Annotated in this window: 1 protein-coding gene; it reads right to left on the bottom strand. The window is 68.9% G+C overall.

Translation table 11 applies throughout. From position 1 onward, the window contains the following. On the bottom strand, positions 1–627 hold a 627-nt coding region (locus ABEB00_RS35825; RefSeq protein ID WP_345624919.1), incomplete at its 3' end, for an NADP-dependent phosphogluconate dehydrogenase. Between the last annotated feature and the right edge of the window lie 87 nt (positions 628–714).

The following is a 714-nucleotide window of genomic DNA, read 5'->3' as shown; positions in this document are numbered from 1 at the left end:
GGAGCGGATGACCGTGCCCTCCTGCCAGGAGCGGAAGACCTCGCGGACGTTGTCCACCGAGTCGACCTTCTCCAGCAGCTCCCAGCCCTCGGCGTACGCCTGCATCATGGCGTACTCGATGCCGTTGTGGACCATCTTGGCGAAGTGCCCGGCGCCGACCTTGCCCGCGTGGACATAGCCGTACGGGCCGTCCGGCTTGAGCGCGTCGAAGACCGGCTTGAGCCGCTCGACGTACTCGCTCTCGCCGCCGACCATCAGCGCGTAGCCGTTCTTCAGGCCCCAGACGCCGCCGGAGACACCGGCGTCGACGAAGCCGATGCCACGCCTGGCCAGCTCCTCGGCGTGCTTCTCGTCGTCGGTCCAGCGGGAGTTGCCGCCGTCGACGACGATGTCGCGGGGCTTGAGCAGGGTCGCCAACTGGTCGACGACGTGCTGGGTGGGGTCGCCGGCCGGGACCATCACCCAGACCGCGCGGGGCGCCTGGAGCTGGTCGACCAGGTCGACCAGGCTGTCGACGTCGGAGAGTTCGGGGTTGGTGTCGTACCCGACGACGTGGTGGCCGGCGTTGCGCAGACGCTCGCGCATGTTGCCGCCCATCTTGCCGAGACCGATGAGACCGATCTGCATGTCAGTGCACTTCCTTCAGTTCGCGGTAGGCGGCCACCAGCGCGGCCGTGGAGGGGTCGAGGCCGGGTACGTCGGTGCCGTCGGTGA

It is taken from the genome of Streptomyces ziwulingensis, assembly GCF_039542605.1.
Taxonomy (GTDB): domain Bacteria; phylum Actinomycetota; class Actinomycetes; order Streptomycetales; family Streptomycetaceae; genus Streptomyces; species Streptomyces ziwulingensis.
This window is presented reverse-complemented; position numbering and strand designations above follow the sequence as displayed.